General features: G+C 42.7%; 15 protein-coding genes. 1 reads left to right on the top strand and 14 read right to left on the bottom strand.

Features of this window, described 5'->3' with window-relative positions; translation table 11 throughout:
• Positions 1-148: 148 nt before the first annotated feature.
• From HOP45_RS06945 to HOP45_RS06910, 8 genes are all read right to left on the bottom strand, one after another.
• The gene (locus tag HOP45_RS06945) at positions 149-889 is read right to left on the bottom strand and encodes a hypothetical protein (RefSeq protein WP_181348218.1); all 741 of its coding nucleotides are present in this window, start codon (positions 887-889) and stop codon (positions 149-151) included.
• A gap of 16 nt (positions 890-905) precedes the next feature.
• A complete protein-coding gene (locus HOP45_RS06940) occupies positions 906-1,103 on the bottom strand; it encodes a DUF2768 domain-containing protein (protein WP_181348217.1) in 198 nt (65 codons plus the stop codon).
• A gap of 219 nt (positions 1,104-1,322) precedes the next feature.
• The gene (locus HOP45_RS06935) at positions 1,323-1,580 is read right to left on the bottom strand and encodes a stage VI sporulation protein F (protein WP_181348216.1); all 258 of its coding nucleotides are present in this window, start codon (positions 1,578-1,580) and stop codon (positions 1,323-1,325) included.
• A 61-nt stretch (positions 1,581-1,641) separates the two neighbouring features.
• Entirely contained in the window at positions 1,642-2,682 is a 1,041-nt protein-coding gene (locus HOP45_RS06930) for an NAD(P)H-dependent glycerol-3-phosphate dehydrogenase (RefSeq protein WP_181348215.1), read from the bottom strand.
• A 19-nt stretch (positions 2,683-2,701) separates the two neighbouring features.
• On the bottom strand, positions 2,702-4,012 hold the full coding sequence (gene der / locus HOP45_RS06925; RefSeq protein ID WP_181348214.1) for a ribosome biogenesis GTPase Der: 1,311 nt from the start codon (positions 4,010-4,012) through the stop codon (positions 2,702-2,704).
• A 177-nt stretch (positions 4,013-4,189) separates the two neighbouring features.
• A complete protein-coding gene (locus tag HOP45_RS06920) occupies positions 4,190-4,375 on the bottom strand; it encodes a capping complex subunit for YIEGIA (RefSeq protein ID WP_181348213.1) in 186 nt (61 codons plus the stop codon).
• 13 nt (positions 4,376-4,388) lie between these two features.
• Complete coding sequence (locus HOP45_RS06915; protein ID WP_181348883.1) at positions 4,389-5,267, bottom strand: YIEGIA family protein; 879 nt, start codon at positions 5,265-5,267, stop codon at positions 4,389-4,391.
• A complete protein-coding gene (locus HOP45_RS06910; protein ID WP_181348211.1) occupies positions 5,264-5,851 on the bottom strand; it encodes a YphA family membrane protein in 588 nt (195 codons plus the stop codon). Before HOP45_RS06910 ends, HOP45_RS06915 begins: the two co-directional genes overlap by 4 nt.
• A gap of 292 nt (positions 5,852-6,143) precedes the next feature.
• On the opposite strand from HOP45_RS06910, the gene HOP45_RS06905 reads away from it, so the two are divergent.
• On the top strand, positions 6,144-6,671 hold the full coding sequence (locus HOP45_RS06905; protein WP_181348209.1) for a hypothetical protein: 528 nt from the start codon (positions 6,144-6,146) through the stop codon (positions 6,669-6,671).
• 104 nt (positions 6,672-6,775) lie between these two features.
• Here HOP45_RS06905 and fni read toward each other — a convergent pair whose 3' ends face one another.
• The 6 genes from fni to ypeB all read right to left on the bottom strand — a co-directional run bounded on the left by fni (position 6,776) and on the right by ypeB (position 12,886).
• Positions 6,776-7,786 (bottom strand): type 2 isopentenyl-diphosphate Delta-isomerase, encoded by a 1,011-nt coding sequence (fni, locus tag HOP45_RS06900; protein ID WP_255437531.1) that lies wholly within the window; start codon positions 7,784-7,786, stop codon positions 6,776-6,778.
• A gap of 34 nt (positions 7,787-7,820) precedes the next feature.
• Positions 7,821-8,963: a 30S ribosomal protein S1 gene (rpsA, locus tag HOP45_RS06895; protein ID WP_181348206.1), complete on the bottom strand. Its 1,143-nt coding sequence runs from the start codon at positions 8,961-8,963 to the stop codon at positions 7,821-7,823.
• Between the two features lie 102 nt (positions 8,964-9,065).
• The gene (locus tag HOP45_RS06890; RefSeq protein WP_181348205.1) at positions 9,066-9,647 is read right to left on the bottom strand and encodes a lysophospholipid acyltransferase family protein; all 582 of its coding nucleotides are present in this window, start codon (positions 9,645-9,647) and stop codon (positions 9,066-9,068) included.
• Between the two features lie 15 nt (positions 9,648-9,662).
• Positions 9,663-10,340 (bottom strand): (d)CMP kinase, encoded by a 678-nt coding sequence (gene cmk / locus HOP45_RS06885; RefSeq protein WP_181348204.1) that lies wholly within the window; start codon positions 10,338-10,340, stop codon positions 9,663-9,665.
• Positions 10,341-10,637: 297 nt separating this feature from the next.
• The gene (locus HOP45_RS06880; protein WP_181348203.1) at positions 10,638-11,300 is read right to left on the bottom strand and encodes a flagellar brake protein; all 663 of its coding nucleotides are present in this window, start codon (positions 11,298-11,300) and stop codon (positions 10,638-10,640) included.
• 245 nt (positions 11,301-11,545) lie between these two features.
• The gene (ypeB, locus tag HOP45_RS06875) at positions 11,546-12,886 is read right to left on the bottom strand and encodes a germination protein YpeB (RefSeq protein ID WP_181348202.1); all 1,341 of its coding nucleotides are present in this window, start codon (positions 12,884-12,886) and stop codon (positions 11,546-11,548) included.
• Positions 12,887-12,895: the final 9 nt, after the last annotated feature.

Raw genomic sequence — 12,895 nt, 5'->3', positions numbered from 1 at the left:
AACAGAAAAAAAGGTTGGGACAAACGTAAATAACACACAAAAAATTCCGAACGTTTCGCCAAATCGTTCGGAATTTTTTGTGTGTTATAGAGGTATTTAAATGACCGCTCCGTCAAAACACGTCGCTTTCAATGGCCTCAGCTTCAGTTCAGGAACGATTGGTGTTCTCGTCTAAGTCCGGTTTAAATACCGGCTCCCCGTCTTCAATCGTATAAGGGGGGCTATACCCCGGGACGAATGGGGAATGATCGGTCAGTAAATATCTGAGGTCATCACCTTTTTCATAGGTATGATCATTTCCTTCCATGAACTGGTAAATATCTTTCCGGTAATCAATCACTAATTCCTGACGGTCGTTAATGAGAACAGGCAAATTTTTCTGTGAATAAGGACTTTCCACCGTAAGCGGGTTATCGTAGCCTAATTTTTCATATTTCAGTTCATAAATACCCGATGCAACCTCTTTACCGAAAGGGGGGTAGCCATTTTCCCTTTTATATACATCTATCTTCGTGTTGATCGAGCGAATCGTTTCTGAAGTGCGCAAATCAAGCACTTTCACTGTTGGATTCTCCTCCACATTGATAAGGACATATTGATAATGTCCCCCGTTCTCGAATGCAGTACCGGGTGCTTCCGAAATCAACCCTTGTTGTTTCAATGCACTAAAATCAAGCAAATATTTTTGAAAAATCGGCGTATCCTGTGGTTTTGTTTTAATCGGTAAATAATTGCTTGTTTGTTCCTGGTATTGCTCGACTGCATTTTGAACAGTTTCCAACTGCTGTTGATTGGGCACTTTATTTTTGGCAAGTTGATCATTCGGATAGAGACAACCTGTAAGGGCCATTAATAGCAATGGCATCAATGCGATTTTCATTAGCTTCATGATGCTTCCTCCCCACCTATGCTGTCGGTCCGCTGAATACGATATAAAATATAATGATGCCTGATAATATCATGAATACGTAGGCTAAAAATCCGACAATCCCAGCGATAATGCCTTTCAATTTATGGCGGCTCAGCCAAATTAAACCGATGGCTACGAACATAAAAATAATTCCTGCAAATGATATGTACATTTTAAGCATTGACTCAGACATTCCCGTCAGCTCCCTTCAGACCACTGCTTAATCCGAATGGTATTATACCATAGGCATCTCCCAACGAAAAACGAAACTGCCCCAAATGGAATAACCGGGAATGCCACGGCATCCCCGGTTGACTAAATAATCCCGTTAACAGCTCACATTAAAATAGGTGCTGCCCGTTATACTATGCATGTTAGCTTGATTATGCATCCTCAAGTGCCTACACGTTCATTACTTAAATATATTATTGAGACTGTTCATATCCAGCGGCATTTCCTGATTCACGATAGCCTCTACGATTTTATCCTCTTTCTTTTTAGATACTGGCTTATTCGCCATCTTCGACAACTGCTTTACCAATTGTCTTACCGTTTTTTCATCAGAAAAGTCAGCATGTTTGACAGACTCAGCCACTTGAAACACGTCGTCTGGATTTACATCAGCTTTTTTCTGAATTTTGTCGAACATATTCTTCTGAAACCCATCCATTAACACTCAACCTCCTCGTGCATTTCATTCAACATAGTATATGCACAGAGGAATAAGTGTGTCAGTCGTTGTATCGTTCACCTAAAATGTTCGAAAGGTCTTCCATCTCATGACGCCTGCCGCGGGTCATCAATTGATCCACGACATCTTTAGGCGCTGCATTTTCAAAAAGAATTTGATAAATCCCTTTTGTAATCGGCATTTCCACTGATTGTTCTTCGGAGAGTTGATAGGCCGCCTGAGTGGTTCGTACGCCTTCCACAACCATCCCCATTTGATCTAATACATCATCGAGCGGATATCCTTTGCCGAGCATATTACCTGCCCGCCAATTGCGACTGTGGGGGCTGGTACACGTGACAATCAGATCGCCTATTCCGGTCAATCCAGAAAATGTTAAAGGATTAGCCCCCATCGAAGTACCTAACCGCGCAATCTCAGCCAGCCCTCGAGTAATGAGTGCTGCTTTAGCATTGTCTCCATACCCTAAGCCATCAGATATGCCTGCACCGAGCGCAATAATATTTTTTAGTGACCCTCCAAGTTCTACACCAATTAAATCCGGAGATGTATAAACGCGAAACTTATCATTAATAAATAAGCCCTGTACAATTTTGGCCACTTCCAAATCATTGGAAGAAACTGTCACAGTTGTCGGCTGCTGCCGGCTTACTTCTTCAGCATGACTGGGCCCTGATAAAACAACGATGTCATCATATAAATGTCTCGGAATTTCTTCTGAAATCACCTGGGAAACACGTTTGAAAGATTCTGGTTCAATCCCTTTCGACGCGTGCGTAATGGTAACAGGTGTTGTCAGTTCACCTGCTACATCCCGGCATACTTCCCTCATAGCTTTAGTAGGCACGACAAGGACAACATGGGTAACGTCCTGCATCGATTCCGACAAATCGGAACTTGCGTTAATGCCATGAGGCAGCTTGACTTTGGCTAGATATTTTTCGTTCGTACGGGTTCGATTAATTTCCTCAGCATGTTCACGTCGGTGCGTCCACAAGCGAACGTCATGTCCATTATCAGCTAATACGACTGCAAGCGCCGTGCCCCAGCTTCCGGCACCTAAAATAGCTATCTTCTCCATAAGACCACCCTGCTTTCATCTAATTACGTTTCCGGGCAAATAGTTTGATTGGTGTTCCTTCAAATCCAAACGCCTCACGAATGCGATTCTCTAAAAATCGTTCATAGGAAAAATGCATAAGCTGTGAATCGTTGACGAAGACAACGAAGCTTGGCGGTTTTACTGACACTTGCGTCACATAAAATATTTTCAATCGCTGCCCTTTTATCGAAGGAGCAGGCTTAATAGCCAATGCATCCATGACCACTTCATTAAGGATGTTCGTTTGCACCCGTTTTGTATGGTTTTCACTGGCCTGCAATACCTTCGGAAGCAGCGTATGGATGCGCTTCTTTGTTTTCGCTGATAAGAAGACAATCGGTGCATAGTCGAGGTATTGAAACTGCTGCTTGACCTTGTCTTCAAATTCTTTCATGGACTGTTCATCTTTATCCACTGTATCCCATTTATTTACGACAATGATGACGCCTTTTCCTGCTTCGTGCGCATATCCGGCAATTTTTTTATCTTGTTCCAAAATACCGGCTTCTGCATCAATCATAGCTAATACGACATCTGAGCGTTCAATCGCTTTCAACGCTCTCATGATACTGTATTTCTCGGTATTTTCGTAAATCTTGCCCCTTTTTCTCATGCCAGCTGTATCAATAATAATATAATCTCGTCCGTCCTTCGTAAACGAGGAATCGATGGCATCTCGCGTCGTACCCGCGATGTCACTGACAATAACACGTTCCTGGCCGAGCAGGCTGTTTACGAGCGATGATTTTCCTACGTTCGGGCGTCCAATCACACTGAAACGGATTAAATCATCATCCTCTACCATCGGCTCACGTTCGGGGAAGTGATTGACTACCTCATCGAGTAAGTCACCGAGGCCTAAACCATGCGTGCCGGATATCGGAAAAGGTTCACCAAAACCAAGCGCATAAAATTCATATATATCTTCCTGCATTTTGGGGTTATCTATTTTGTTTACAGCCAATACGACCGGCTTATTGGATTTGAATAATATTTTTGCAACTTCTTCATCGGCTCCTGTAATCCCGTCCCTCCCGTTGACCATAAAAATGATAACATCAGCTTCTTCTATGGCAACCTGGGCCTGAGCTCTCATTTGGACGAGGAGTGGTTCATCCCCTAGTTCAATTCCTCCGGTGTCAATCAGGTTGAACTCAGTAGTCAACCACTCCGCCTCTGAATAAATCCGGTCTCTTGTCACACCGGGAGTGTCCTCTACTATGGAAATTCGTTCTCCAACTAAGCGATTGAAAATGGTGGATTTCCCCACATTAGGTCTTCCTACTACCGCGACGACTGATTTTCTCATGGAAGGCCATCCTTTCTCCGTTTCTACTGTTATTATTCCACGTTTCTCTGAAACTGAAAAGTGTAAAAAAGCTGTTCCCCCACAAAAGGTTGAACAGCTGCAGCTTGATAATTAATTCGAGTTTTTGTGCGAACTTTTCTATTTTAGCAAAAATCAACGAAATAAACAATTCTTCCTTCAGTGTTTAACGATGATATAGAGTGTATCACTTAAACGATGGGCAATGCCGTCCAGAATAGCCTCTAAATTCGCTGCAATAAATTCCATTTGGGCCGTTTCCTTACAAAAGAAGACGGGCACTCCGCCGCCCACTTCATCTTTATGGGTCGTTATGGCTGCTAATATCGCCTTTTCAATCTTCATCCTGCTCCGCCCCCTACTTACTGTTATCCTTCTCTGAAGGCATACGAATGGCATTTTCTAACACCGGCACAGCACCAATGACGTCAATCGCACGCTGGATATCATTGTCTTGCGGTAATAGAAACACTCCGATCCGACCGTCACTCAAGTCACGCTTAATTAAAGGTACTAATGCAGGTGTACCACTATCTCGATATACGCCCAACGAGACAGACACATCATGCAAAATGGCCTGCCGCTGACCGAGGTTGGCAATCGTCGAACGTACATTAAAGTTTTTGGGCGTTAATACAAACCCCATCCCGTATTCTAAAATTTCTTTTTGGCGCTCTGGTAAACCAATGTTCATGATATAAATTTGATCGATATATAATCCGGCTCCCTCAAAGTAGAGAGGGCTGTTTTCTATCGTGACAATCTCTTTTAAGGTTGCCCCATGCATTAATAGTTTAGACGTGATGATAGCCGCGACCACACAGCCGAGTGCGACCCATACATTAAAGGCTAAATAGGCAAACGTTACGACAAACGAGGTAAATATGACCAGATAGTTGCGACTTTCAAACGCAACCGCAATGCCTTCGATATACGTGTTCCCTCGTGGAACAAGCTCATAAGAATCAAGCTCGCTCAACGTGTTTCTTTCCATATTGCGAACTTCTCTGAATTGCGATGCCGCTAACGTTAGAAAGGTGACAGCTGTAAACTCCTTTTCCATGATAGAAGGAACCGCTAATGTGCCAAGCGCCGCTGCTATCAATCCTAACGACAAATGGATGATCTTACCATGAAGATATGTCGGGTACTGTCTATAATCGGTCCTTAACAATAAAAGCCGGATGCCTGTTCCCGCAGTAATCCCCAACAGGATGGGGTACGTATATTCATTCACAACGGCACCGCCCCTTTGTTGCTGCCAACCTTCATCAGCCATGCCTTTAGGTGCCTAACACTATGAATGATTAAGAGAATGAGCATACCTTTCATACATGCAATCATCATCTCCTGAGATGAATCTGCCAAGGGAAACGCAACGAGAGACATCGTTGCCGAAAGCATTAAATGAGCTAAAGCCATTCCCAAAACCCATAATCCCAGCTGCTCATATAGCGTAAATTGGTAGACGCCTATCAACACGTATAATGATATAATAATGATATAGTCGCTTATCAATACGTACCAAACCGGATGCATCATGGTAAATAGCTTAACGCACGTAAAACCTATGGCTATCAAAACGGGGCTGAAAAATCTTACAAAAATCCTCCCAGGCTTCAGCCATAACGTCAAACCTATGAACAGCATCACCATAACATTGCTTGATATGGTGATATTATATGCCGAAAAACTATATTGATAGAGAATCATGATTACTAAAACAGAACTTACCAACCAAAACCGAGTCCGGCTCGATGGCAAAAAAAATAAAATGATTATTACGACCAGCCAGCTATGCCAATAAAATACTTCAGCCATCACCCTTCACCTCTCCCACAGTATGGGTGAATTCCCGTCATATTAAACATCGCATACCGCAATAAATCTTTTCCACGTTGTCTCGCCCGATCCTAACAGACAGGAAACGTGAAGCCACGTTTTCGGTAAAGGTACACGTTTATGCGAATAGGGACCATGCGCTGAATGTTCAGTCTTTTTGAAACTTTCGCTCCAGTAAATCGTATGTATATAACCAACCTAACAAAGGAGAGGAAATTTTATTCATAAAATTACTCATGATCGAATACTCATTTCCTTCTTGCTTTTAGGAATGTGTGTTGTTTTTACCGGGTGTTCTGCCGGCGACTCACCTGACAGTACGGCTCAAGACCAAAATATAACGACAATCGAAACGGTTTTACATCAACAGTTCACTGGACCTGACCAAACATTAATGGATTTGTTAGACGACCCTGCCAATTCAACAATCATTGGAAACGGAGAAACAACAACGCCAGATGCGCCTACTCAGCTAGATGTATATTTAGAAGAAAAATATCGACCTTATTTTAGTGAACGTATGTATGAAGAATTTATTGGAACATATGCCCTGGAATATCACACTTCTCCATCTAATAACGGCTATCAACTTGACGTTGAAACGACAAAAATTGAAGACGTTGCGACTACTGAAGGAGCCTACGATTTCACTGTGAATGTACTGTACAAGAAGAAAGGAGGAGAAGAACGTCACGCTAATGTTACAGGGCGAATGAACATCAATAAGGAAAGTACCATCACTAAATATCGACTCATGGATGACGACGGCTTATCCAAATCTTTGACATCCAGTCATTAGAGTGAAATAAATAAGAACTAATAGATGGATCAACAAGGATAGACTTCATATAAAAAGCGACCAAATCATAGGCGATTTGGTCGCTTTTTAGTGGCATTTGACACTCATTTTCCATTTAGGCGTTGTTCACGCCAGTCTAAAGTGGCCCCCGTCAGCACGTAAGGTTTATGTCTTAATTCCGGAAGTGTAGAAGCGTTCATCAGCATTAAAGCGATTTTTATCTCTTCATGGATGTGAACGATCGTATCGATCAATCCTTCCACCCCTTCGGCATGCAACACTTTTAGTAACGTGCCGGACATTCCAAATGCATCCGCTCCCAACAATAAAGTTTTCACCCCATCTAAACCGTGCCGAATGCCTCCTGAACCCATAACATTAGCGTGTGGTAATGCTTCTTTTAATTCCATAATAGACACGGGGGTAGGGACGCCCCAATTTTCAAACGACCGGAGGGGCGACTTTCTCCGTTTATTTTCAATGTTAGAAAAGTCAGTACCGCCTCGGCCGCCTACATCAAAATAATCCACACCGATATTCTGCAGTATCCGGCCCGTCTCTTTAGCTATTCCAAACCCGACTTCTTTTACCACAACGGGGATTTCAATAGCTTCGACAATCGCTTCTATATTACTCAAACGGTTGGTAAAATCACGATCGCCTTCTGGCATGATCAGCTCCTGCAATGTGTTCAAATGGATTTGCACCGCGTCAGCGTTAAGCATTTCGATAGCTTCGCTAACTTGAGCTACACTTGCTTCACTACCGACATTCGCAAAAATAATGCCGCGGGGGTTTTCCTCTCTTACCACTTGGTAGCTTCGTCTCTCTTTTGGATCCTTCAAAGCAGCCATCTGGGAGCCTACCGCCATGTTAATACCGGTATGAGCAGCTGCTCGCGCAAGATTACGGTTGATCTTTTCTGTTTCAAGGCCACCACCGCCTGTCATCGCATTAATAAAAAGAGGGGAACTTAAATGAAGTTCCCCGAAGTGTGCAGCTATTTGTAAGTCATTCCAATTCAATTGCGCAATGCTTTGGTGCACAATCTCCATATCATCAAAATGATTATGATAGCTGCTCGTATAGTCGATGGCATGGCGTATATGGTCCATTTTTCGTTCGCCTCTGGACATACACAACCCTACTTTAGTCTTTGTATTTGTCGAGCTGGTCACCAATCATATCGCTTAGCTGAAAGCCGGAATGGTCATCTTCTTTTTCATATTGCTGAAGTTCTTTCCGATCCGCATCACGTTCAAGTTCTTTAATGCTCAATGAGAGGCGCTTAGCTTGCTCATTTACATCAAGGACCTTCACTTTGATTTCCTGACCTTCATCTAACACTTCACCAGGGGTGGCAATATGACGATTCGCCATCTGAGAAATGTGTACAAGCCCCTCGACCCCTGGGAACACTTCAACAAAAGCACCGAAACTTACAAGACGCTTAACCGTCCCTTCGAGAATGGCACCTTGTTCTACACGCTCTTCAAGGTTATGCCAAGGCCCAGGCTGAGTTTCTTTTAAAGATAGTGAAATCCGTTCGTTGTCGCGATCCACCGATAGGACTTTCACATTGATCGACTGGCCTTCTTCTACGACGTCACTCGCTTTCTCGACATGTTCGTGAGATAGCTGGGAGATATGTACAAGTCCGTCAATACCTCCAAGGTTCACGAACGCCCCGAAATCAGTCAAGCGCTGTACTGTGCCTTCAACAACCTGACCTTCTTCTAAACGTTGCAAGACATCTTGTTTTTGTGAGGTCTCTTCGTCTTCAACAACAGCTCGATGTGATAGGATGACACGGTTTTGGTCACGATCCAGTTCTACGACTTTCAGGCGTAGTGATTGGCCTTTATATTCTTCAAAATCTTCAACATAATACGTTTCCACAAGTGATGCGGGAATGAAACCGCGCAACCCGATGTCGACAACTAATCCACCCTTAACGACATCTTTAACTTCGGCTTCGAAAACTTCACCGCTTTCAAATTTCTGCTCGAGATCCTCCCAAGCTTTATCTGCATCGACCGCACGCTTGGAAAGTACAATTTCATCATCTTCAACTTTTTTCACTTGTAAGGTCAACTCGTCTCCTTCATTCACAACATCAGCTGCTTTTTCAACATGGAGACTGGATAATTCACTGATGGGAACAATCCCTTCTACTTTATAACCAACATCTACGAGGACTTGTTTTTCTTCGACTTTGACAACTTTTCCAGTCACAACGTCCCCTGCAGAAAATTCGTTCATTCCAGTAACTTCTTGATTCATTTCATCCATACCAAGCTACCTCCTTCAATTTCCGACACAACCTAAATAAAGAAATGCCCTTTTGTCTAACTTCTAATATTTAAAGCTTTTTGTCAAGTGTTTACACTTTGTTCATTGATAATTTTTATGCAATTGTCTGATTTCTTGCATAATTTTATCGGTCACTTCTCGGGCGGATGCTTTTTGGTCACGATAATACTGCATATCCATTGGTGGCCCATAAACGACTTTCAGTGGCTTAAAAGCTTTATATGGTCCTATAATGGCACAGGGTACGATATAAGCATCAGAGCGCAGAGCAAAGAATCCAGCCCCTGCCAGCCCTTCTCCGATCTCGCCATCTTTACTGCGCGTCCCTTCTGGAAACAACCCTAGCGTTTCATTATTATTCAAGATACCCAGTGCTTTTCGCAAAGCGGCTCTATCTTTCATTCCCCGTTTGATCGGAAAAGCATGCACGCGTAGTAAGATGCCGCCTAATACTTTATTTTTAAATAATTCTTCCTTAGCCATAAAGTAAATGTTGCGCTTGCACGTAATGCCGACAACCGGAGGGTCGATGTTGGCAATGTGATTCGAACAGATGATCACAGGCCCTTCGTTAGGCACGTTCTCTCTGCCGATGACTTTAATACGGTATAACGGGTAAAATACAGCGCTGCATAATGCCTTTCCAAGCCAATACAAGCTCATCTCAAGCTAACTCCTTTACGGTTTATTCTCTTGAATGATTTCAATGATCCGGTTGACCACTTGATCGATGCTCAAGGAAGTCGTATCAATTTCCACAGCGTCTGCCGCTTTCACTAGCGGGGCGACTTCCCGACTAGAATCAAAGGTATCTCTCGCCCTTATTTCTTCTTTCAAAGCATTCAAATCAGAAGGGAATCCCTTCTCTACGTTTTCTTTATGCCTGCGTTCGGCTCGCTCTTCTACAGAAGCAATGAGAAATATTTTCACCTCAGCATCAGGTATGACATGCGTCCCAATGTCTCTTCCATCCATAACGACGCCCCGTTTAGATGCCAGCCCCTGCTGCGTTTTGACCATGGCTTCTCGAACAGAAGCATGCTGGGCGACCACCGACACATTCTGGGTCACACGTTGAGTACGGATATCCGACGTCACGTCTTGTCCATCCACAAAAACATGCTGACCATCCGTTTGCTGCTCGAGCTTAATCGATGTCTTTGCCAATAATGAGGACATGGCGCTCTCTTGATCAAGCTTTAAGCTGTGTTGCAATGCCTTCCATGTTAAAGCACGATACATTGCACCTGTATCTATGTAAATATATGATAGCTTATAGGCTACTTGCCTGGCTACAGTACTTTTCCCTGCAGCAGCAGGACCGTCTATAGCAACTGCAATCGCTTCGCTCGCCATCCCAATCACTCGCTTCCCTTAATTTCATCATGACGCACTACCTTATGTTTCATAATAAAAGCGCACTTAGGCGAATGTTAAGTACGCGTGCGCCATCCTTCTTATGTAAATCAACGGTTCTGGTAAGTGTAGCGGCATTTACTCATTTACTGCTACTTTAAAAGAATAACACATAATCACAAGTGAAATCCACGTCCATTTCAAGAGAAGCTTTGTAAAATCTCACGATTGATTTAGCATGGACGCCACCCTAGTGGATTATGGTATAAGAGCTTGGAAGGTTAGAGCGATCCTCCATTACATGCCTTGTTTTTTTTGGTTCATTTGCTGCTCAAAACAATACTGAATGATGGTTTGTCTATCTGAATCTGAGATGTCGATGAATTCCACTGAAGCTTTATCCCGATTGGAATGATAATTTGCCACCACCCGGACGATCTTACCAGAAACAAAAATATATTTCTCTTCCCCAGCATTCGTCCCCAACACGAGGGTAATCTTAATGCTTTGATCCCTTTCAACGGTATGGTTTAGAGGCAGTAATACTGCAACTCCTCCACCGCTAATATCGAGGGTAACAGATGTGAATGGAGGAAAAAGATCTTCCGCATGCTGAATCGCAATGTCGGCCGCACGCTCTATTCGTACATATTTGCGCCTTTGAATACGAATAAGCTCATCTTCGCCGGGATAGGTTAACATGAGGACAGGAATCTTCAGTTTTTTCCGTGCCGCAACTTCAGTAGGAAATGTATAAACAGATTGGTTTCTCCCTAAAAAGCTAGCGTTAAACTGTATGCCCTCTAGAAAAAAATCCGTCCTCCCTGTTGCCAAATTAACCGGGTAATCAATATACACATGCTCATCTTCAAAATCCACGATTTTACACCTGTAACGATCTGGTTCTTTTTGTTCACGCTTCCATAATTCCAGCGTGACAGATTGCCCTACTTCAATCATACTTTCCCTTCTTTCTTCTTATTTAATTGGCTAAATATTACACCCATTATCTCAAAATTTCATTAAAAGGGAAAGACTGCCGAGAAAGTTCTGCGTTCACCTTAGCATTGTTTTTGTGTGTTATCTGCGATGACGAAGCGGTTATTGAACGCCTTTTTCAGTACAAAAAAATCCCGAACGGATGGAAGCTTGTTCGGGATTTTTGACTATCATTCAGTTTTATGTTCAATTGGACGAAAAATCGGCTACACCGTATCTCCGAAAATCATTTCGGCTTTTTTCAATTTTTCAATGTCTTCTTCTTTACCGGTCTCTGCGTTAATAAAAATTTTGTATGTTTCATTGTCCATTGTTCCCAAAAATTCATAACATAGTACTTCTTCTTTAGCATTATTCTCAATTACCGCTAAATGATGCTGTTGTATATCCAATCCAGGGTTGACTTGTTTTCGAGCTTCCTCTTCAGAAATGGACGGTTTTGGAACATCACGTTCATGATGGCTAGCAAAGTAATCCAGGGCACTCATGTTCAATACTTGGCCATCATCTAATGCCACCTTCAATTGAATAGCATCAGGGTACATTCTCACTTCATCTTCACTATACACAAATGTATAAACACCCGTGTTTTCATATTGGCTGCTTTGCACCATCTCCATGTCAGGGAGATCTAATTTTTCAAGCCTTTCTTTTCCTTTTTCTCCGCCTTCATACAGACTGATCTTACTTTCTTTCACAGGTCGGTTAATCATGACGTTCAAAGGGTGGCCACCTTGTTTGGAAATATCCATATAACCACTTTTGTCACCATTTTCAAAAGAGACCGTAATCGTTGGCACGTCAGCCCCTTTACCGGATTTGGTGACGACCAAGTCGGATGCTGATTGTTTCTCGAACCACTTATTCGCAATGTCAATGGCTTCGTCTTTCCCGATATCCTCACCATCTAAATGGTTTATTTTTTTCAAATCGTGGGAGCCTCCAGGGAAATTGGTCGATTCATTTTCGCTATAGCCGGTCACTGATTTTTCCACCGTTTTGAATCCGTTGATAATCGTGTTATCTTCCGTGTTTTCATTGGTTGCCAAAGCCAGTTCAACATCCATCCAGCGGAGGTTATCCTGAAGTACAGTATTTTGGACTTTTCTAAGTTCTTTCTTAATTTCCCCCGATTGTTTATACAATTCCCTTAACCCTTTAATCTCCTTATCACTCAAAGGTTCTTGATCAAGGTCTCTTACAGCTGTTTTATAAGCGAAATCACCAATGTCATATAAAAATTCTTCCGTTTTATTAAATGGCATCAATGTAAGCGGGAGTTGTCCCACATCAGCATTCGCTTCTGACGTTATACGCCAAATTTCTGCCAATTCAGGAGATAACTGCTCTTTAGAATTAATAGCCAGCACCGTACCAATTTTATCATTGAGCAAATCCATCAAATAGGTTAATTCATGGAACGAGCGCTGATAGTTATTTTCAGCTTGGATCAAAACCGCGTTCTTATCTTGGTTTTCTTTATATCCCCAAACGCCTACACCTGTTAAAGCTAATGCTAATACGACGATAGTTATCCAACGAAACATTGTATCACC

Origin of the sequence: Thalassobacillus sp. CUG 92003, assembly GCF_013618635.1 — a bacterium.
In the GTDB taxonomy this organism is placed as follows: Bacteria; Bacillota; Bacilli; order Bacillales; family Halobacillaceae; genus CUG-92003.
The sequence above is the reverse complement of the archived record's forward strand: the minus strand, read 5'-3'. Positions and strand labels throughout refer to the sequence as shown.

Excerpts from the sequence above, each read along its gene's own strand:
- HOP45_RS06880 (WP_181348203.1), bottom strand. The coding sequence starts at position 11,300 with ATGATTGAAGTAGGGCAATCTGTCACGCTGGAATTATGGAAGCGTGAA.
- fni (WP_255437531.1), bottom strand. The coding sequence starts at position 7,786 with ATGGACCATATACGCCATGCCATCGACTATACGAGCAGCTATCATAAT.
- HOP45_RS06920 (WP_181348213.1), bottom strand. The coding sequence starts at position 4,375 with ATGAAGATTGAAAAGGCGATATTAGCAGCCATAACGACCCATAAAGAT.
- der (WP_181348214.1), bottom strand. The coding sequence starts at position 4,012 with ATGAGAAAATCAGTCGTCGCGGTAGTAGGAAGACCTAATGTGGGGAAA.
- HOP45_RS06910 (WP_181348211.1), bottom strand. The coding sequence starts at position 5,851 with ATGGCTGAAGTATTTTATTGGCATAGCTGGCTGGTCGTAATAATCATT.
- rpsA (WP_181348206.1), bottom strand. The coding sequence starts at position 8,963 with ATGGATGAAATGAATCAAGAAGTTACTGGAATGAACGAATTTTCTGCA.
- ypeB (WP_181348202.1), bottom strand. The coding sequence starts at position 12,886 with ATGTTTCGTTGGATAACTATCGTCGTATTAGCATTAGCTTTAACAGGT.
- HOP45_RS06930 (WP_181348215.1), bottom strand. The coding sequence starts at position 2,682 with ATGGAGAAGATAGCTATTTTAGGTGCCGGAAGCTGGGGCACGGCGCTT.
- HOP45_RS06905 (WP_181348209.1), top strand. The coding sequence starts at position 6,144 with ATGTGTGTTGTTTTTACCGGGTGTTCTGCCGGCGACTCACCTGACAGT.
- cmk (WP_181348204.1), bottom strand. The coding sequence starts at position 10,340 with ATGGCGAGCGAAGCGATTGCAGTTGCTATAGACGGTCCTGCTGCTGCA.
- HOP45_RS06890 (WP_181348205.1), bottom strand. The coding sequence starts at position 9,647 with ATGAGCTTGTATTGGCTTGGAAAGGCATTATGCAGCGCTGTATTTTAC.
- HOP45_RS06935 (WP_181348216.1), bottom strand. The coding sequence starts at position 1,580 with ATGGATGGGTTTCAGAAGAATATGTTCGACAAAATTCAGAAAAAAGCT.
- HOP45_RS06945 (WP_181348218.1), bottom strand. The coding sequence starts at position 889 with ATGAAGCTAATGAAAATCGCATTGATGCCATTGCTATTAATGGCCCTT.
- HOP45_RS06940 (WP_181348217.1), bottom strand. The coding sequence starts at position 1,103 with ATGTCTGAGTCAATGCTTAAAATGTACATATCATTTGCAGGAATTATT.